This window comes from Streptomyces sp. NBC_00647 (assembly GCF_045207245.1).
Classification (GTDB): Bacteria; Actinomycetota; Actinomycetes; order Streptomycetales; family Streptomycetaceae; genus Streptomyces.
In genome coordinates this window covers 2,102,707-2,120,187 of the sequence record NZ_CP109040.1, presented here as the reverse complement: position 1 = coordinate 2,120,187, position 17,481 = coordinate 2,102,707, and the positions used below count along the sequence as shown (strand labels likewise).

Below are 17,481 nucleotides of genomic sequence, written 5' to 3'. Positions count from 1 at the left end.
TCATCGGCACGGCCGCTCTGAGTACCGTGAGCGGGTGTCCAGGAGCAAGAACACGTTCTCATCATGGCGGCGACGCCTCGCGCAGCGCGCCGTCCACGCGGGCTGGGCCTGGGCGCAGCGCAAGGGCGCGGTCACGGCCGAGCACCCGGGGCGGTTCCGCTTCGGTGCCATGGGAGCCAACACCCGACTGGCCTTCCCGCTCGGCACGGTCTTCGGTGAACCCTGGATCCACGTCGGCTCGTACTGCATCGTCGCCGAACAGGTCACGCTGACCGCGGGCCTGATGCCCGATCTCGACCTCGGTCCCGAGCCGATCCTGCGCATCGGGAACGGCGTCGTGCTCGGCCGCGGCAGCCACGTCATCGCCGACACGACGGTCACGATCGGCGACGACTGCTACTTCGGGCCCTACGTGTACGTGACGTCCACGAACCACTCGTACGACGATCCGCACGAGCCCATCGGCAAGCAGTGGCCGCGCATGGAGCCCGTGGAGATCGGGCCGGGCTGCTGGATCGGGACCAACGCGGTGATCCTGCCGGGTGCGCGGATCGGGCGGAACGTCGTGGTCGCGGCCGGTGCGGTGGTGCGGGGCGTGGTGCCGGACCACTCCGTGGTCGCCGGAGCCCCCGCACGTGTCGTCCGGCGCTGGGACCCCGTGGCCGGATGGCAGCCGCCGCTGCGCACACCGCCGCCGGTGCCGATTCCCGACGGGGTGACCCCGGACCAGTTGCTGGCGCTCTCGGAACTGGACGAGGAGACGGTCGCGCGACTCGCGGAACTGGACCTCGACGCCCGGGACGCCTCAGGTGACGTCCACGCGCCGCCCGCGGACATCCGCGCCGAGTCCTGATCCGACGGCCGGTCCGCGCCGAGTCCTGAACCGATCGCCGGTCCGCGCCGAGTCCTGAACCGATCGCCGGTCCGCGCCGAGTTCTGGACCGATCGCCGGTCCGCGCCGAGTTCTGGACGGGCAGCCGGTGGACGCCGAGTCCTTGATCCGCGGCTGGTCGAGGCGAGGGCGGGCCGATGTGCCGAGCCGCCCCCTGAGCCGCGGCCGGTGCGAGCCGAGACCTCGACCCGCGGCCACTCGATGTCGACCGCCCGGACCGGGGTGGATCCGAGTCGGCTCCTGGATCTGAGCTCCGGGCTCAGCCTGTCGCCAGCAGCACCGTGCCGACCAGCGCCAGCCCCGCTCCGGCGGCCTGCACCGCGCGCAGCCGCTCCCTCAGGACGCCACGTGCGGCCAGGGCCGTGACCACCGGGTAGAGCGAGGCGAGGACGGCGGCGACGGTGACCGGGCCGTGCTGGGCGGCGATCGAGTACGTGCCGTTGGCCGCGACATCGGCGAGGCCGACGAAGGCGAGCGCGGGCAGCGACGCCCAGGGGAAACCGCCCTCGGGGAGGGCGGGCGCGCCGCGCCGGACGGAGACGGCCAGGGCCGCGCCACCGGTGACGACGTTGGTCACGCGCTGGACGAACAGCGCCAGGAAGAGCCCGGTGACCGAGGACGACGCCTCCGCGATCAGCGCGAACACGGTGCCGAAGCCGGCCGCCGCGATCAGCGTGAGGAGGATCGCCTGCCGCTGCACGGGCGCGCCCCGCAGCTGAGGCCCGCCCGCGAGGACGACTCCCCCCACGGCGACCGCGATGCCCGCGATCTGCAGCAGCCCGGGGCGCTCCCCGAGGAACAGGCCAACGCCGATGGGGACGGCCACGGCCAGCGATCCGAGCGGCGAGACCACGCCCATCGGTCCGAGCGCGAGCGCCTTGTAGAACGAGAGCAGCGCGATCGGACCCACCAGTCCCGCGGCGACCGCGAACCACAGCTGCGGCCCCGCCGCGTTCCAGCCGCCGGTGGCCACCACGATCGCGCCGAGGACCACCGCCGCGATCGACTGGGAGGCGACGACCACCGTGAGGGCGGGCGTGCGCCGGGTCAGCAGACCTCCGCCGAAGTCGGCCAGGCCCCACAGGAGGCTGGTGGCCAGGGCGAAGAGTGCTGTCACGGGGTGCCTCGCAGTACAGTTCGGTGAACGATCAGGTGCACCACACGATAGTTCATCTGATTGAACTCTGTCATTCAAAATATTGGACGGAATGTGTCGGATCTCGACCTGCTGACTCAGTCCCTGGCGCGCAACGTGAAGCGCTGGCGCACCGAGCGCGGCTTCACCCTGGAAGCGCTCGCCGCCCGCGCCGGAGTCAGCCGCGGCATGCTCATCCAGATCGAGCAGGCCAGGACCAACCCCAGCCTGGGTACCGTCGTCAAGATCGGCGACGCCCTCGGCGTCAGCATCACCACCCTCCTCGACTACGAGCAGGGGCCCAAGGTCCGGATCGTCCCCGCCGAACAGGCCGTACGTCTGTGGCACACCGACGCGGGCAGCTACAACCGGCTGCTGGCCGGCACCGAGGCGCCCGGCCCGCTGGAGATGTGGGACTGGCGGCTGATGCCCGGCGAGGGCAGCCCGTCCGACCCGCACCCCTCCGGCACCGTCGAACTCGTGCACGTCATCGCGGGCGACATGACGCTCACCGTCGACGGCGTCGAGCACCACGTCCCCGAGGGGGCGAGCGTGTCCTTCGAGGCCAACACCCCCCACACGTACGCCAACAAGGGCGAGGTCCCGGTCGAGATGGTCATGGCCGTGTCCGTCCCGCTCGTGCACTGACGGCCTCCGGCCGGCCCGGTCCGCGCGGCTGTTAGCGTGCCGTCATGCGCGCTCCCATCGGACACTTCGACCACGCCGTCCCCGCCCCCGACTGCCTGGACGAGCTCGTCCGCCCCGTCGCCGACGCAGTGCGGGACTGGCGCGGCACCACCCCCGCCGAGCGGATCGTCTACGTCGACACCGACCCCGAGTGGGCCGACACCGCCACCTTCGTCGAGCACTACGGCAAGGAGCTGCTCGACCTGTCCGCCAACTGTGTGGTCGTCGCGGGCAGGCGTGGTGGCGAGACCACGCTCGCCGCGTGCCTCGTCCTGTCCACCGCCCGTGTCGACGTCAACGGCGCCGTACGGCGTCAACTGGGTGCCCGTAAGGCCTCGTTCGCTCCGATGGACACCGCGACCGGTGAGACCGGCATGGAGTACGGCGGCATCACGCCCGTCGGACTCCCGGGCGACTGGCCGGTGTTGGTGGACTCCGCCGTGGTCGACCTGCCGTACGTGCTCGTGGGCAGCGGCCGCCGGCGCGGCAAACTCCTGGTACCGGGCAAGGCGTTCGCGGAGCTGCCGAACGCGGTCGTGCTGGAGGGGCTGGGGATCGCCTGATCCCGCACGCAGGGGCGTGATGGGTCGGTGCGGGACGGGGCTTCGCCCCCCCCGCCAGGCGTGGGCGCACTGGGTCGCGCTGAAGCGTGACGGATCGACGTCCTCTGAAGTTCCGTGCTCGCCGTGCTCGCCGTGCTCGCCGTGCTCGCCGTGCTCGCCGTGCTCGCCGTGCTCGCCGTGCTCGCCGTGCTCGCCGTGCTCGCCGTGCTCGGCGCCAGGTGCGGGCTTGCCAGCGGCTCCCCGATGACCGACGGCGGTTTCACGCCGGGGTGTGATGTGCCAGCGTCCGATGCGGATCGGCCTCCCCGGGCACCGGTGCCGGATCGGCGTGGACCAGCGCTGCGGTCAGCTTCGGGACGGCGTGCAGCAGGGCGTGTTCGGCCTCGACGGCGATGTCGTGGGCCCGGCGCACGGTCGCCTCGCCGTCCACCACGACCGCCACCTCGGCGCGCAGCCGGTGCCCGATCCAGCGCAGCCGCAGTTCGCCCACGTCACGCACCCCCGCGACCTCCCGCAGCGCCCGCTCGGCGCGGTCCACCAACTCCGGTTCCACGGCGTCCATCACGCGCCGGAAGACCTCCCGGGCGGCGTCGCGCAGCACCAGGAGGATCGCGGCGGTGATCGCCAACCCCACCAGTGGGTCGGCGAGTTGCCATCCCAGTGCCGCGCCGCCCGCGCCCACCAGCACCGCGAGCGACGTGAATCCGTCGGTACGGGCGTGGAGTCCGTCCGCGACCAGTGCGGCGGAGCCGATCTCGCGACCGACCCGGATGCGGTGCCGGGCCACCCACTCGTTTCCGGCGAAGCCGATGAGCGCGGCGACCGCGACCACGGGGATGTGCCGCACGGGGTGCGGGTCGAGCAGCCGGCCCACCGCCGCGAAGGCCGCGAAGGCGGCGGACGCGGCGATCGTCAGCACGATCACGATGCCCGCCAGGTCCTCCGCCCGCCCGTAGCCGTAGGTGAAGCGCCGCGTCGCGGCGCGGCGGCCCAGCACGAAGGCGACCCCGAGCGGCAGCGCCGTCAGCGCGTCGGCCGCGTTGTGCACGGTGTCGCCGAGCAGCGCGACCGACCCCGACATCACGACAACGACCCCCTGTGCCAGGGCCGTTGCGCCGAGGACGGCCAAGGAGACCCACAGGGCCCGCATGCCCCGGGCCGACGACTCCAGTGCCGAGTCGAGTTTGTCGGCGGTTTCGTGGGAGTGAGGGGTGAGGAGGTGGCGCAGCCGGCTCGTGAGCCCGCGCGGATGGCCTTGCCCTCGGGGCATCGTGTGGGCGTGGCCGTGGCCGTGACCGTGGGCGTGGCCGTGACCGTGGCCGTGTTTGTGTTCGTGGCCGTGTTCGTGATGGTGCGGGTCGTTCACGTCCGTCCCCTTCCGGTGCGCGGGAGTGGACGTACGGGCGCCCACGACGCCATTATGTGCGTATGAGCGCACGCATGCACCTATCACCTGCGAACGATGCGCACCCGCGCACCCCCGGCGAGGAACAGTTCGCGCTCGCCGCCGAGCTTCTCGCCCTCCTCGGTGATCGCACCCGCCTCGCGCTGCTGCACGCCCTGACCGGCGGCGAGGCCGATGTCTCGACGCTGACCGAGACATGCGGGGCGGCCCGTCCGGCCGTGAGCCAGCACCTGGCCCGGCTCCGTCTCGCCGGGCTGGTGAACACGAGGAAGGAGGGGCGCCGGGTGATCTACTCGCTCGGGGACGGGCATCTGCGCCGGGTGGTCGACGAGGCGTTGAGCCTCGCCGACCACCGGCTCTCCGACCGGCCGGCACACGACTGAGAGCACGTGCGGAGACTCGGGCCCGCGCCGGAGCCGGCCTGGGGGTGAGGCCGCGGCGAGTCCGCCCACGGCCGGGCTGACGTGCGGGCCGGTCCGTGTGCGGAGGCGGCTGATGTGAGGGTGAGTCCGGGTGCGGAGGCTGATGTCAGGGTGGCGCCGCGTGACCGCCCGGGGGCGCCACGTGGTCCTCGCCCTCCTCGCCCTCCTCCAGCAGGTTCGCCGCCGCGCCCACGATGCTCGGGTCGGGGCTGCCGACGACCTCCTCGTCCTTGTTGTCGTAGGCGAAGCGGGCCAGGACGCTGCGCATGGCCTCGACGCGGGCCCGCTTCTTGTCGTTGCTCTTCACCACCGTCCAGGGCGCCTGCTCGGTGTCCGTCTCGCGGAACATGGCGACCTTGGCCGCCGTGTAGTCGTCCCAGCGGTCCAGCGAGGCCAGATCCATGGGGCTCAGCTTCCACTGCCGTACCGGGTCGACGTGGCGGATCGTGAAGCGGGTGCGCTGCTCACTCTGGGAGACCGAGAACCAGAACTTGATCAGGTCCACACCGTCGTCGACGAGCATCCGCTCGAAGGCGGGCGCCTGCCGCATGAAGCGCCGGTACTCGTCCTCGGTGCAGAAACCCATCACGCGCTCCACACCCGACCGGTTGTACCAGGACCGGTCGAACATCACGATCTCGCCCTCGGTCGGCAGATGCTCCACGTACCGCTGGAAGTACCACTGCCCGCGCTCCCGCTCGGTCGGCTTCACCAGCGCGACCACGCGCGCCCCGCGCGGGTTGAGGTGCTCGGTGAAGCGCTTGATGGTGCCGCCCTTGCCGGCCGCGTCGCGCCCTTCGAAGACGATGACGAGCCGCCGGCCGGTCTCCTTGATCCAGCTCTGCAGCTTCAGCAGCTCGATCTGCTGGAGCCGCTTGTGCCACTCGTACTCCTTGCGCTCCATACGCTGCTCGTACGGGTAGTTCTCCCGCCAGGTGTCCACCGGACTGCCGTCCGGCCGGATCAGTACGGGGTCGTCGTGGTCGGTGTAGTCGACCCGCATGTCTGCCAGCAGTTCCGTCATCCGGCCCTCCTCGTCCCCTGCTCCGATTGTCCGCCGATCGGCTCCTTCCCGCCGTGTCGGTGGACCTGCGGCACGATCAGGTAGATGCCGCACGCCACCACTGCCGCGCACCCCGGTCGGTCGCCTGCCCGGCCCGGCGCCGGGGATGCCGCCGGAGCAGACCTGCGGGGTGGGAGAGGGTCAACCCCAGGTGGGCGGAGGTACGGATCACGGCCGTGGAGGCCGCCTCGACCGCGAAACCCTGCGGGAGCTGGATGCCGGGGAGCCCCTTGCCCGTCGTCCGGACGATCCGTGAGCCGCCGTGTTGTGGTCCATCCCCCAAGGGAAGCAATCGGAGGCGTACGTAAGGAGAACCCGAGGCAAACCCTCGCACGGGCGAGGCGTGGTGAACGTGTGGTTGCGGGCTCAGCGGGCAACTCGGCTTCAGCCCACCGTCACTGATGTCTCATCAAAATGCTTGCCCGCAAGGCGAAGTGCTGAAGATGATGACGGCCATGCCGCTCTTCACCGCCCCCGACGGAACCCGACTCGCCCATCACGCAAGGGGCGAGGGACCACCGCTGCTCTGTCTGCCCGGCGGACCGATGCGCGCCTCCGTCTACCTCGGTGACCTCGGCGGACTGACGCTGCACCGTCGGCTGCATGTGCTCGATCTGCGAGGCACCGGCGGCTCCGCGCTTCCGGACGACCCGGCGACGTACCGCTGCGACCGGCAGGTCGACGACGTCGAGGCGTTCCGCGCGCACCTCGGGCTCGACCGGGTCGATCTGCTCGCCCACTCGGCGGGCGGCGACCTCGCGCTCCTCTACGCCCTTCGTCACCCGGGGCGGGTGCGCTCCCTCACCCTGGTCACCGCACGGGCGCGGGCCCTCGGCGTCGACTTCACCGCGGAGCACCGCGCGGAGGGCGCGGCGCGGCGCGCGGAGGAGCCGTGGTTCGCGAGCGCGCACGAGGCGTACGGGCGGATCTGGGCGGGCACCGCGACCGATGCCGACTGGGACGCGGCCACCCCGTTCTCCTACGGTCGGTGGGACGCGGCGGCGCGGGCGCATGCCGCGACCGAGGTCGACGAGACCAACGAGGAGGCCGCCGATCGCTACGCGGCTCCCGGTGCCTTTCGGCCCGCCGACGCGCGCGAGGCCGTGGCCACCTGGGACGCGCGCGTACTGATCGTCGCGGGCGCGCTGGACAGCGGTCCGCTGCCGCGCGTCGCCGCCGCCGTCGCGGATCTCTTCCCCCGCGCCGAACTGACCGTTCTGCCGGGCGCCGGCCACTTCCCGTGGCTCGACGACCCGCGGGGCTTCCGTGAGGCGGTCGCGGGGTTCCTCGACCGGGAGGCCAACGGGAGAGACAGCCGGTAGGGCAGCCGGACGGGACGGCCGGTGGGGCAGTCGGACGGGAGGGCCGGTGGGACTGACGGGCGGGGGTGTCTCGTAGGTGTGCGCCGGCCACCGGACCGGCGGCGGGAACGGCCCGCCCGGGCCTGCCGCCAGTGCCTCCGCCGCCTCAGGCCAGCCGCAGGTCGATCCATTCGGCGGTCTCGCCCGGCAGGACATAGCGCTCGATCTCGACGAAGCCGTGTCGCTCCGCGAAGCGCAGCCCGTCCTCGTTGGCCGCGAGGACGACCGTCTCGATCTTCTCCGCGCCCAACGCCCGCGCCTGCTCCAGACCGCGTGCGTACAACTCCTCGCCGAAGCCCCGCCCGCGGTACTCGGCGAGCACGCGGGCGATCACGGTCGCCGTCGCGCTGTCGTCGGTGGGCGGACGCACCGTCGTGCAGCCCACCAGGGCGTCGCCGAGGTACGCGACCTCCAGACGGTTGCGCCTGACCCGCTCCCGCACGTCGTCGAGCGACATGGCGGCGGGCGGGACGATCACGTTGTGGACGTGCTGCCAGTCCGCGAGACGGGCTTCGTCGTCCGGCTGTTCGATGCGAAGGATGGGCACCGCAGCAGGAAACCGGTGCGGGCCGCGCGGCGTCAACAGCATTTGCGCACGGGAGCGACGGGAGCGACAGGTGCGATGGAGGCGGCGCTGCCCGGCGGGGGGTCAGCCGAGGCGCGGGATCTCGATGGCCGGGCAGCGGTCCATCACCATGTCGAGCCCGGCGGCACGCGCCCGGTCGTACGCGGCCTCGTCGATCACGTCGAGCTGGAACCAGACGGCCTTGGCGCCGATGGCGACGGCCTCGTCCGCGACCGGCCCGGCGAGGTCGCTGTTCACGAAGACGTCGACGACGTCGACATCGAAGGGGATGTCCGCGAGGGACGCGTACCCCTTCTGCCCGTGCACGGTCTCGGCCTTGGGGTGCACGGGCACGATCCGCTTGCCGTACCGCTGGAGGACGTCGGCGACGCCGTGGGCCGCGCGGCGCTGGTTCGACGAGAGTCCGACGATGGCCCAGGTGTCGCCGAGCTCGGTGAGGATCTTGCGGATCGTTGCCTGGTCGCCGTACACGGTCGGCCTCCCTGTGGTTCCCGTCATGGCTGCTCAGCGGGGAGAACAGCGCGCGTCACGCGGTGATTCCCGGCAACGCGGGTCGCGGTCGCCCGGGCCCGCCGCCCACTCCTCCTGGACGCCGGACCGCATGCCCTCGGCGAGCCCGGGCGCGTGGTGGGCCGGCTCCCGGAACAGGGAGGCGAGGCCGGTCGTGGACGGGTCGGAGAGGTCGGCGCCTGTCCGGAACGGCCCGCTCCTCCCTACGTCCGACCGCTCGCCCGCCTAGGCTCACCTCGTGCTCCGTATCCTCGACGCCCGCACGGGCGAACCCATCGACGCAGCCCGCGCCCGCCGAGGCCTGGTCCGTGTCCACGCGCACCTGCCCGGGTTCGGCGCGACAGGTCTGCGCGTGCTCCTCTTCGCCGATGTCCTGGTGCGGGCCCTGGAGATCGGGGGCAGTCCTGTCTGGGCGACCCTGACGTCGACGGCTGACCCGGCCGATCCCGCGCATGCCGCGCGCCTCCGGGCGAGCGCGGCGGACCTCGGTATCCGGCCCTTCGAGGACCACCACGACGCCGGACCCGGACCGGCCGCGACACAGACCATCGACGTCCTCGTCCCCGAGGGCACCGCGACGGGCGGCGTACGGTTCGAGGTGGCGCCCGTCGACTCCGACGGCTCTCCAGGAACGGACATCGGCGCCGGTCCCGCTCCGGCGGATCCCACCGTGCTGCGTCTGGCGCTGCTCGCCCGCAGAGACCTGCCCCTGCACCTCGACGCGGGCGCCCTGTCGGAGGCCGAGGGCACGCTCAGGCGCTGGCGCGCCGCCGTCGCCGGATGGGCCACCCGGCCGTCCAAGCCCGTCCCCGACGACGTACGCGCACGGTTGCGCGCCGCCTGGGAGGACGACCTGGACGTGCCCGGCGTACTGGATGTACTGCGGTGGGTGGAGACGTCGGACCTCGCGGAGGGCGCCCGCTTCGAGACGTACGCCTACGCCGACCGGCTGCTCGGCCTCGAACTCACCCGCGAGATCGGGGCGTCGCTGTGAACGCGCGCGTCGCGTCGGGTCCGAGGCGAAGGCTGGTCGTGCTGCGGCACGCCAAGTCCGCCTGGCCCGACGGAGTGCCGGACCACGAGCGGCCGCTCGCGACGCGGGGCCGCCGCGACGCCCCCGCCGTCGGACGCGCCGTGGCGGACGCCGACCTGCTGCCGGACCTCGCGTTGTGCTCGACCGCCGTACGGGCCAGGGAGACCTGGGAGTTGGCCGCCGAACAGTGGGGCACTCCGCCGCCCGTACGCCACGATGGACGGCTGTACGGCGCGGACGTACCGGAGTTGCTGGAAGCCGTGCGCGAAGTCCCGGAACACGTCCACACCTTGCTGCTGGTGGGGCACAACCCGGGACTTGAGGAGCTGGTCCTCGAACTGGCCGTGGACGGCCTCGACGACACGCTGGCCCTGGTCCGGACGAAGTTCCCGACCTCGGCCGTCGCCGTCCTCGTCTGGCACGGCAGCTCCTGGCACGAACTCGGCCCCGGTGCGGCGCTGTTGACGGATGTGGTCGTCCCGAGGGGCAAGAAGGAGTGATTCCCGGCCGACGTGCACCCGCCGACCTCGGTCCGGGCCGGACGCGGCGTGGCGGAGCACCTCGCGGGTGACAGGCTCGGTCGCCGTCGCCGTCGCCGTCGCCGTCGCCGTCGCCGTCGTCGCCTCGTCGTCGCCGCCGTCGAGGACGGGGACGCGCGCCGGGCTGCCGGGCCGGAGGTCACGGTGGTCCGGCGGGGACCGGGGTCGCGTCCGGGTCGTGACCGAGCGTGGAGCGGGTGTGACCGGCCCCGCGGGGCGGGGGGCGAGACCTGCCGTCGGCCATGCGCGCGTGCAGCGCATACGCTGGCGTGATGCAGGACGAGTACCGCACAGTGGCCCGCCCGGGCGTGCACGAGACCGAGGTCAACCGCTCCCGTTTCCTGTGCGCCCTCGCCCCGGCCGCCACCGAGCGGGAGGCCCAGGACTTCATCGCCGCCGTCCGCAAGGACCACGCGGACGCCACGCACAACTGCTTCGCGTACGTCATCGGAGCCGACGCCGCCGTGCAGAAGGCGAGCGACGACGGCGAACCGGGCGGCACCGCGGGCGTCCCCATGCTCCAGATGCTGCTGCGCCGCGACATGCGGTACGTCGTCGCCGTCGTCACCCGCTACTACGGCGGGGTCAAGCTGGGGGCCGGCGGACTGATCAGGGCGTACGGCGGCTCGGTGGGCGAGGCGCTCGACGCGCTGGGCTCCATCACCCGGCGCCGGTTCCGGCTGGCCACGGTGACGGTCGACCACCAGCGGGCCGGCAAGGTGCAGAACGATCTTCGGTCCACCGGGCGCGAGGTACGTGATGTGCGTTACGGCGAGGCCGTCACCATCGAGATCGGGCTGCCGGACGCCGATGTGGAGGCCTTCCGGGCGTGGTTGGCCGACGCGACGGCGGGGACGGCCGGGCTGGAGCTGGGCGGCGAGGCCTACGGAGACGCATGACAGTCCGGGCAATAAGGGTGAATCGGTCAACTCCCGTGTCGGTCATGACGGGCCGATACGGGAGTAACCGCCCGTGATGTCAGACCCGGCCGTTACCCTTCGGGGATCATGAGGCTCCTGCACACTTCCGACTGGCATCTGGGCCGGGCGTTCCACCGGGTGAACATGCTCGGCGCCCAGTCCGACTTCATCGGCCATCTCGTCACGACCGCGCGCGAGCGCGAGGTGGACGCGGTGGTCGTCTCGGGAGACGTGTACGACCGTGCCGTCCCGCCGCTGGCCGCCGTCCAGCTCTTCGACGAGGCCCTGCACCGGCTCGCCGACCTCGGCGTGCCCACCGTGATGATCTCCGGTAACCACGACTCGGCCCGAAGGCTCGGCGTCGGAGCCGGGCTCATCGGGCGCGCGGGCATCCATCTGCGGACCGACCCCGCGGGGTGCGGCACACCCGTGGTCCTGGCCGACGCCCACGGCGACGTCGCCTTCTACGGCCTGCCCTATCTCGAACCCGCCCTGGTGAAGGATGAGTTCGGGGTGGAGAAGACGGGCCACGAAGCCGTGCTGGCCGCCGCCATGGAGCGGGTCCGCGCCGACCTCGCCACCCGTGCGACGGGAACCCGCTCCGTCGTCCTCGCCCACGCCTTCGTCACCGGCGGCGAGGTGAGCGACAGCGAGCGGGACATCACCGTCGGCGGCGTCGCCTCCGTGCCCGCCGGAGTCTTCGACGGCGTCGACTACACCGCCCTCGGCCACCTGCACGGCAGCCAGATCATCGGCGAGCGCGTGCGCTACTCGGGCTCCCCGCTGCCGTACTCGTTCTCGGAGGCCGGCCACCGCAAGACCATGTGGCTCGTGGACCTCGGCCCCGACGGCTCCCTGGCCACGGAGCGGATCGACTGCCCCGTGCCCCGCCCGCTCGCCCGCGTCCGCGGACACCTGGACGACCTGCTCGCCGACCCGGAGCTGGAGCGCCACACCGGCGCCTGGGTCGAGGCGACCCTCACCGACCCCGTGCGGCCCGCCGACCCCATGGCGCGGCTCGCCGAGCGCTTCCCGCACACGCTCAGCCTCGTCTTCGACCCCGAGCGCTCCCCGCAGGCCCCGGACATCTCCTACGCCCGCAGGCTGGCCGGCCGCAGCGAGCAGCAGATCGCCGAGGACTTCGTGGCCCATGTGCGCGGCGCGGGCCCCGACACCCACGAACAGGCCGTGCTCCGGGACGCGTTCGACGCCGTCCGCGCCGACGAGACCGTACGGGAGGTGGCCCGGTGACCCCACGTCCGCCGTACACCCAGGGGGCCACCCGCCCGGAGAGCGAGAGGACCCGATGAGGCTGCACCGCCTGGACATCACCGCCTTCGGCCCCTTCGGCGGCGCCCAGCGGGTCGACTTCGACGAACTGTCCACCGCCGGGCTCTTCCTGCTGCACGGACCGACCGGCGCGGGCAAGACATCCGTCCTCGACGCCGTCTGCTACGCGCTGTACGGAGCCGTCCCCGGCGCCCGGCAGAGCGGTCAGGGCCTCGGCCTGCGCAGTGACCACGCGGAACCCGCCACCCGTACCGAGATCCGCCTCGAACTCACCGTCGCCGGCCGCCGGCTGGAAGTCACCCGGCAGCCGCCCTGGGAGCGCCCCAAGAAGGGCAACCGGCCCGGTACGACCGTCGACAAGGCCCAGACCTGGTTGCGCGAGTACGACGCGACCGCCGCCTCCTGGAAGGACCTCAGCCGCTCCCACCAGGAGATCGGCGAAGAGATCACCCAGCTGCTCGGTATGAGCCGCGAGCAGTTCTGCCAGGTCGTGCTGCTGCCCCAGGGCGACTTCGCGCGCTTCCTGCGGGCCGACGCCGAAGCCCGCGGCAAGCTGCTCGGCCGGCTCTTCGACACCCACCGCTTCGCCGAGGTCGAGAAGCGCCTCGCCGAGCGGCGTCGCGCGGCCGAGGCCGAGGTGCGCGCCGGTGACGCCGCGTTGCTGGCCGACGCGCACCGGATGCACCAGGAGGCCGGGCCCACCACCGAGGAACCGCTGCCCGACCTCGCGCCCGGCGATCCGGGCCTCGCCGAGTCCGTGCTCTCCTGGGCCGCGATGGCCCGCAGCACCGCTCGCGAAGAGCTGACCATCGCCCGTTGCGCCCGCGCGGCTGCCGAATCGGCGCAGGCCGCGGCGGACCGCGAGCTCGACGACGTACGCGAAGTGGACCGGTTGCAGCGCCGGTTCACCGAGGCACGGGAGCGCGCCGCGCGTCTCGAAGGACGCGCCGACGCCCACCGGGACACCCAGGCGCGGATGGAGCGCGGGCGCAAGGCCGAGGCAGTGGCCCCCGCACTCGACCTGCGGGAATCCGCCGAAGCGGAGCACCGGCGGGCGGCCGCCGCGGAGACCCGTGCGCGCGCCGCCCTGCCGGAGACGTTCGCAGGCGCCGGAGCACCCGGGCTCACGGCAGCCGCACGCAAGGCCACCGAGGAACTGGGCGGCCTGGAGTCGGCACGGCGCGCGGAGCTGCGCCTCTCCGAACTGGGCACGGAGCGTGCCTCCTTGGACCGCCAGGAGCGCGCCGACGAGGATGTCCTCCAGGACGCCGAGAGCTGGCTGGCAGGCTGGGAGGACACCCGCGCGGGCGTCGAGGCGCGGATCGAGTCCGCCCAGGAGGGTGCCGCCCGCGCCGAACAGCTCGCCGTCCAGCGCGAACCGGCCCTGAAGCGGCTCGACGCGGCCCGCCTGCGTGACGCGTTGGCCAAGGACACCGAAGGCGCCCACGCGCGCAGCCTCACCGCACGCGAGCACGCGACAGCGGCCCACGCCCACTGGCTGGAACTGAAGGAACAGCGGCTCCAGGGCATCGCCGCAGAACTCGCCGCCGGTCTTGTCGACGGCGTGCCCTGCGCCGTGTGCGGCGCCACCGAACACCCCGCGCCCGCCCGGAAGATCGCCGGTCATGTCGACCGCGAGACGGAGGAGAAGGCCCTCGCCGCCTACCGGCGCGCCGACGAGGAGCGCACCGAGGCCGAGCGCCGGCTCGGCGTCGTCCGCGAGGCGCTGGCCGCCGCGACCGCCGAGGCGGGGGACACCCCGACCGGGCAACTCGCTGAACAGGCAGAGGTGTTGGAGCGACTGCACGGCGAGGCCCGCGCGGCGGCCTCCGGGCTGCACGCCGCGCGCGAGGGCCGCGAACAGGCCGAGCGGGAACACGAGCGGCGGCTGACCGCCCAGCACGAGGCCGCCCGCCGGGTCGCCTCACGGGCCTCGCTCAGGGATGCCCTCGACCGCGAAAAGACCTCGCTGGCAGGAGAGTTGGAGCAGGCTCGGGGCGCCGCCGGGAGCGTGTCCGAGCGGGCCGAGCAGCTGGAGCGCCGGGTCGCGCTGCTCACCGAGGCCGCGGACCGCGTTCGCGCGGCCGAGGACACCGCGCAGCGCCTCAAGGAAGCCGACGCCCGCCTCGCCGACGCGGCCTTCCGCGCCGGGTTCGAGACCCCGCAGGCCGCGGCCGCCGCGCTGCTCGGTGACGCGGCCCACCGTGATCTGCAACGACAGCTCGACGCCTGGCAGTTGGAGGAGTCCGCGATTCGGGCCGTACTCGCCGAGGCCGACACCACGGCCGCGGCGCGGCGCCCGCCCGCCGACCTGCGGGCCGCCGAGCTCACGGCGGAGTCCGCCGCCCGCCGCCTGCGGGACGCCGCCTCGGCGCAGGACGCGGCTGTGCGGCGCTGTGCGGAGCTGGACGCGCTCTCCACCCGTGCGACCCGGGGAGTCCACCGGCTCGCCCCGCTGCGCGAGGAGTACGACCGTGTGGCCCGGCTGGCCGGTCTGGCCGCCGGCACGTCGGCGGACAACGAACGCAAGATGCGCCTCGAGTCGTACGTCCTCGCCGCACGTCTGGAGCAGGTGGCCGCCGCCGCGACGGTCCGTCTCCAGCGGATGTCCTCGGGGCGCTACACCCTCGTGCACTCCGACGACCGGGCGGGCCGCGGTCGCAGCGGGCTCGGGCTGCACGTCGTGGACGCCTGGACCGGCCGGGAGCGCGACACGGCGACGCTCTCCGGAGGCGAGACCTTCTTCGCCTCCCTCGCCCTGGCCCTCGGACTCGCCGACGTGGTCACCGACGAGGCCGGCGGGGTCCGCCTCGACACGCTCTTCATCGACGAGGGCTTCGGCAGCCTCGACGACCAGACCCTGGACGAGGTGCTCGACGTCCTCGACTCGCTGCGGGAACGCGACCGCAGCGTCGGCATCGTCAGCCATGTCGCCGACCTGCGGCGCCGCATCCACGCCCAGCTGGAAGTGGTGAAGGGGAGAACGGGGTCGGTCGTACGGCAGCGGGGTGCGGAGGCGTGAGGTGTGAGGCGAGCGGCCGGGGCCGGACCGAAGCGGTCTCAGTGGCCCAGCGGGCGGCGCGGCAGCGGTGAGGAGTAGACGACGCTCGTCGTCACCGAGCCCAGTGTGCCGATCTTGCCGGAGACCGTCTCCAGGTGACTCATCGAGCGCGCCGCGACCTTGATGACGAAGCAGTCGTCGCCCGTGACGTGGTGCGCCTCCAGGATCTCGGGCGTCGCCTCGATGAGGTCGTGGAACGGCTTGTAGTTGCCGTTCGGATACCGGAGCCGTACGAACGCCAGGATCGGCAGGCCGAGGCTCTCGGGGGCGACGACAGCGGCGTATCCCTGTATGACGCCCGCTTCCTCCAGGCGGCGCACGCGTTCGGTGACCGCGCTCGCGGACATGGAGACGGCACGGGCCAGCTCGGCGAAGCTGGACCGGCCCTCGCGCTGGAGGACATCGAGGATGCGCCAGTCGGTGGCGTCCGGGGAATACGCGGTCATCCGTGATGGATACCAGGTGAATCACCGGCCGATCAAGAGTGATGCCGTGGATCGTCACTTCAGCACGGAGATCGGCCGACGTAGATTTCTGGTCAGGAAGTCCCGCGAGATCGGTGCGGACCAGGCACCGGGGTGGCGAAGGCGGCACCGGTTCGGCGGGGCTCGGGAGAAAGGCCAGATCATGACTGCGACTGCCGACGCCACCGGGAACGGCACGGTGACCGTTTCCGCGCCGACCACCACCACGGAGAGCAAGGTGACCGGTTCCGTGGCACGATCCGTGACGGTGGTGAACCCCGTTCTGCGGGTGGCGCCCGCCTCGCCGGCCGCCGCGGCCGCCCACTTCGGGGCGAGCCTCGCGTTCCACGCGGACGTGTCCGACGTGGCCTCCGTCCTCGCCGCCGGTGGCGACCCAGGATTCGTCGTCCTCGACTCCCGCTCCACCGAGTCGTGGGACCAGGGACACATTCCCGGCGCGGTCCACCTGCCCACCGCACTCATCGCCGAGCAGGCGGAGCAGCTCCTGGACAAGTCGGTGCCGGTCGTGACCTATTGCTGGGGCCCCGGCTGCAACGGCGCGACCCGAGCGGCTCTCGCCCTCGCCGAACTCGGCTTCCAGGTCAAGGAGATGCTCGGCGGCTTCGAGTACTGGGCGCGCGAGGGCTTCGAGTTCGAGACGTGGGAGGGGCGTGAGCGCCGTACCGCGGACTCGCTGACGGCGCCCGTGGACGCGGAGGACTGCGGCTGCTGACTCCGAGAGGGGTCCTGCTCCGTCGGCCTCGACACACGCGCCCCCGCCGATGTCCGACTCCGGCCTTCCGCGGACGCCTGCGCTACCGGGGTGAATCCCAGCCGTGTAACTTCTGCGCATGGCCAGATACGCGGACCCCGGTGCGGTCCAGTGGGTGGAGTCGGGCGGCGGGCCGCTGATAGCGATCCCGGAAGTGGTGCTCCCGTTCTGGTCGGGGGCCGACGGCGACGACATGTCCTGCGACTACGACCGGGCTTGTGACGTCGACGGGTTCGTCGGGCTCCTGCCCGTCGGCGACACCAGGGCTCTGGTCCTCGGCGACGAACCCGCCTCGACCGCCTACCTTCCCGAGCACGGCACCTTCGTCCGCTGGTGCGCCGCCGAGTCCGAGGACGAACTGCTCGCCGTCGTCCCGGCGGCGCTGGCGGCGGCCGTGTGGGAACCCGAGGTGCAGTGGAACGTGCCCGGCCCCGTCGTCCTGTTCGACGCGGCCTGGCCGGGAACCGCCTCGGAGCGCACGGACCACGTGAAGGTGGCCCTCGAACCGGGACGGTACGGGGTGCGCGCGGCCCGTGTGGCGCCGGGACCCGAGACATGGGTGGGCCTCGTACAGCTGCGTCGGCTGACGTACTGACCCCGCACCGAACCAGGGCGCGACGGCCGGAACTCCACCCGGAGTGCGACGGCCGGCTCTCCTCGGCGTGCGACGGCCGGACTCCCCGGACTGCGGCCGTCGGCGCCCGTTCCCCGTGTCGGCCGGGGAGCCCTAGGCGCCGTACCGGGCCGTGCCGTCGGGTGCCCGTGCCGTGGGACACCG

Annotated in this window: 18 protein-coding genes; 12 read left to right on the top strand and 6 right to left on the bottom strand. The window is 73.0% G+C overall.

Features of this window, described 5'->3' with window-relative positions:
• Window positions 1-34 precede the first annotated feature (34 nt).
• On the top strand, window positions 35-853 hold the full coding sequence (locus OG788_RS09315) for an acyltransferase (RefSeq protein WP_351534836.1): 819 nt from the start codon (window positions 35-37) through the stop codon (window positions 851-853).
• Window positions 854-1,151: 298 nt separating this feature from the next.
• Here OG788_RS09315 and OG788_RS09310 read toward each other — a convergent pair whose 3' ends face one another.
• Window positions 1,152-2,009: a DMT family transporter gene (locus OG788_RS09310; protein ID WP_406370075.1), complete on the bottom strand. Its 858-nt coding sequence runs from the start codon at window positions 2,007-2,009 to the stop codon at window positions 1,152-1,154.
• Between the two features lie 93 nt (window positions 2,010-2,102).
• Between OG788_RS09310 and OG788_RS09305 the strand changes: the two genes are divergently transcribed.
• Together OG788_RS09305 and OG788_RS09300 are read left to right on the top strand one after the other, a co-directional pair.
• A complete protein-coding gene (locus OG788_RS09305; RefSeq protein WP_356748696.1) occupies window positions 2,103-2,675 on the top strand; it encodes an XRE family transcriptional regulator in 573 nt (190 codons plus the stop codon).
• A gap of 44 nt (window positions 2,676-2,719) precedes the next feature.
• Window positions 2,720-3,277 carry a YbaK/EbsC family protein gene (locus OG788_RS09300; protein WP_406370073.1) on the top strand — a complete coding sequence of 186 codons (558 nt, stop codon included), beginning with the start codon at window positions 2,720-2,722 and terminating at the stop codon, window positions 3,275-3,277.
• A 259-nt stretch (window positions 3,278-3,536) separates the two neighbouring features.
• Here OG788_RS09300 and OG788_RS09295 read toward each other — a convergent pair whose 3' ends face one another.
• Window positions 3,537-4,643, bottom strand: coding sequence for a cation diffusion facilitator family transporter (locus OG788_RS09295; RefSeq protein WP_406376713.1), 1,107 nt, complete (start codon window positions 4,641-4,643; stop codon window positions 3,537-3,539).
• Window positions 4,644-4,705: 62 nt separating this feature from the next.
• Here OG788_RS09295 and OG788_RS09290 point away from each other — a divergent pair, with 62 nt between their 5' ends.
• On the top strand, window positions 4,706-5,065 hold the full coding sequence (locus OG788_RS09290) for an ArsR/SmtB family transcription factor (protein WP_406370071.1): 360 nt from the start codon (window positions 4,706-4,708) through the stop codon (window positions 5,063-5,065).
• Window positions 5,066-5,210: 145 nt separating this feature from the next.
• On the opposite strand, the gene ppk2 is transcribed toward OG788_RS09290, so the two are convergent.
• A complete protein-coding gene (ppk2, locus tag OG788_RS09285) occupies window positions 5,211-6,128 on the bottom strand; it encodes a polyphosphate kinase 2 (protein WP_406370069.1) in 918 nt (305 codons plus the stop codon).
• Between the two features lie 494 nt (window positions 6,129-6,622).
• On the opposite strand from ppk2, the gene OG788_RS09280 reads away from it, so the two are divergent.
• Window positions 6,623-7,489: an alpha/beta fold hydrolase gene (locus OG788_RS09280; protein WP_406370067.1), complete on the top strand. Its 867-nt coding sequence runs from the start codon at window positions 6,623-6,625 to the stop codon at window positions 7,487-7,489.
• 145 nt (window positions 7,490-7,634) lie between these two features.
• Here the strand turns inward: OG788_RS09280 and OG788_RS09275 are convergent, their stop codons facing one another.
• Both OG788_RS09275 and OG788_RS09270 read right to left on the bottom strand, forming a co-directional pair.
• Window positions 7,635-8,075: a GNAT family N-acetyltransferase gene (locus OG788_RS09275; RefSeq protein ID WP_406370065.1), complete on the bottom strand. Its 441-nt coding sequence runs from the start codon at window positions 8,073-8,075 to the stop codon at window positions 7,635-7,637.
• A 102-nt stretch (window positions 8,076-8,177) separates the two neighbouring features.
• Window positions 8,178-8,585, bottom strand: coding sequence for a CoA-binding protein (locus OG788_RS09270; protein ID WP_406370063.1), 408 nt, complete (start codon window positions 8,583-8,585; stop codon window positions 8,178-8,180).
• Window positions 8,586-8,862: 277 nt separating this feature from the next.
• On the opposite strand from OG788_RS09270, the gene OG788_RS09265 reads away from it, so the two are divergent.
• The 5 genes from OG788_RS09265 to OG788_RS09245 all read left to right on the top strand — a co-directional run bounded on the left by OG788_RS09265 (window position 8,863) and on the right by OG788_RS09245 (window position 15,428).
• On the top strand, window positions 8,863-9,618 hold the full coding sequence (locus OG788_RS09265; protein ID WP_406370062.1) for a hypothetical protein: 756 nt from the start codon (window positions 8,863-8,865) through the stop codon (window positions 9,616-9,618).
• The gene (locus OG788_RS09260; RefSeq protein WP_406370060.1) at window positions 9,615-10,157 is read left to right on the top strand and encodes a SixA phosphatase family protein; all 543 of its coding nucleotides are present in this window, start codon (window positions 9,615-9,617) and stop codon (window positions 10,155-10,157) included. The genes OG788_RS09265 and OG788_RS09260 overlap by 4 nt, the downstream gene beginning before the upstream one ends.
• A gap of 311 nt (window positions 10,158-10,468) precedes the next feature.
• Window positions 10,469-11,095 carry a YigZ family protein gene (locus OG788_RS09255; protein WP_351534867.1) on the top strand — a complete coding sequence of 209 codons (627 nt, stop codon included), beginning with the start codon at window positions 10,469-10,471 and terminating at the stop codon, window positions 11,093-11,095.
• Between the two features lie 108 nt (window positions 11,096-11,203).
• Entirely contained in the window at window positions 11,204-12,367 is a 1,164-nt protein-coding gene (locus tag OG788_RS09250) for an exonuclease SbcCD subunit D (protein ID WP_406370059.1), read from the top strand.
• 55 nt (window positions 12,368-12,422) lie between these two features.
• A complete protein-coding gene (locus OG788_RS09245; protein ID WP_406370057.1) occupies window positions 12,423-15,428 on the top strand; it encodes an AAA family ATPase in 3,006 nt (1,001 codons plus the stop codon).
• Window positions 15,429-15,466: 38 nt separating this feature from the next.
• Here the strand turns inward: OG788_RS09245 and OG788_RS09240 are convergent, their stop codons facing one another.
• Window positions 15,467-15,913 carry an Lrp/AsnC family transcriptional regulator gene (locus OG788_RS09240; RefSeq protein WP_406370055.1) on the bottom strand — a complete coding sequence of 149 codons (447 nt, stop codon included), beginning with the start codon at window positions 15,911-15,913 and terminating at the stop codon, window positions 15,467-15,469.
• Window positions 15,914-16,094: 181 nt separating this feature from the next.
• Between OG788_RS09240 and OG788_RS09235 the strand changes: the two genes are divergently transcribed.
• On the top strand, window positions 16,095-16,664 hold the full coding sequence (locus tag OG788_RS09235) for a rhodanese-like domain-containing protein (RefSeq protein ID WP_351534877.1): 570 nt from the start codon (window positions 16,095-16,097) through the stop codon (window positions 16,662-16,664).
• A gap of 118 nt (window positions 16,665-16,782) precedes the next feature.
• Window positions 16,783-17,298, top strand: a complete 516-nt coding sequence (locus OG788_RS09230) for an immunity 21 family protein (protein WP_406370053.1) — start codon at window positions 16,783-16,785, stop codon at window positions 17,296-17,298.
• The last annotated feature ends 183 nt before the right edge of the window (window positions 17,299-17,481 follow it).

Excerpts from the sequence above, each read along its gene's own strand:
- OG788_RS09300 (WP_406370073.1), top strand. The coding sequence starts at position 2,720 with ATGCGCGCTCCCATCGGACACTTCGACCACGCCGTCCCCGCCCCCGAC.
- OG788_RS09290 (WP_406370071.1), top strand. The coding sequence starts at position 4,706 with ATGAGCGCACGCATGCACCTATCACCTGCGAACGATGCGCACCCGCGC.
- ppk2 (WP_406370069.1), bottom strand. The coding sequence starts at position 6,128 with ATGACGGAACTGCTGGCAGACATGCGGGTCGACTACACCGACCACGAC.
- OG788_RS09280 (WP_406370067.1), top strand. The coding sequence starts at position 6,623 with ATGCCGCTCTTCACCGCCCCCGACGGAACCCGACTCGCCCATCACGCA.
- OG788_RS09255 (WP_351534867.1), top strand. The coding sequence starts at position 10,469 with ATGCAGGACGAGTACCGCACAGTGGCCCGCCCGGGCGTGCACGAGACC.
- OG788_RS09250 (WP_406370059.1), top strand. The coding sequence starts at position 11,204 with ATGAGGCTCCTGCACACTTCCGACTGGCATCTGGGCCGGGCGTTCCAC.
- OG788_RS09245 (WP_406370057.1), top strand. The coding sequence starts at position 12,423 with ATGAGGCTGCACCGCCTGGACATCACCGCCTTCGGCCCCTTCGGCGGC.
- OG788_RS09240 (WP_406370055.1), bottom strand. The coding sequence starts at position 15,913 with ATGACCGCGTATTCCCCGGACGCCACCGACTGGCGCATCCTCGATGTC.
- OG788_RS09235 (WP_351534877.1), top strand. The coding sequence starts at position 16,095 with ATGACTGCGACTGCCGACGCCACCGGGAACGGCACGGTGACCGTTTCC.
- OG788_RS09230 (WP_406370053.1), top strand. The coding sequence starts at position 16,783 with ATGGCCAGATACGCGGACCCCGGTGCGGTCCAGTGGGTGGAGTCGGGC.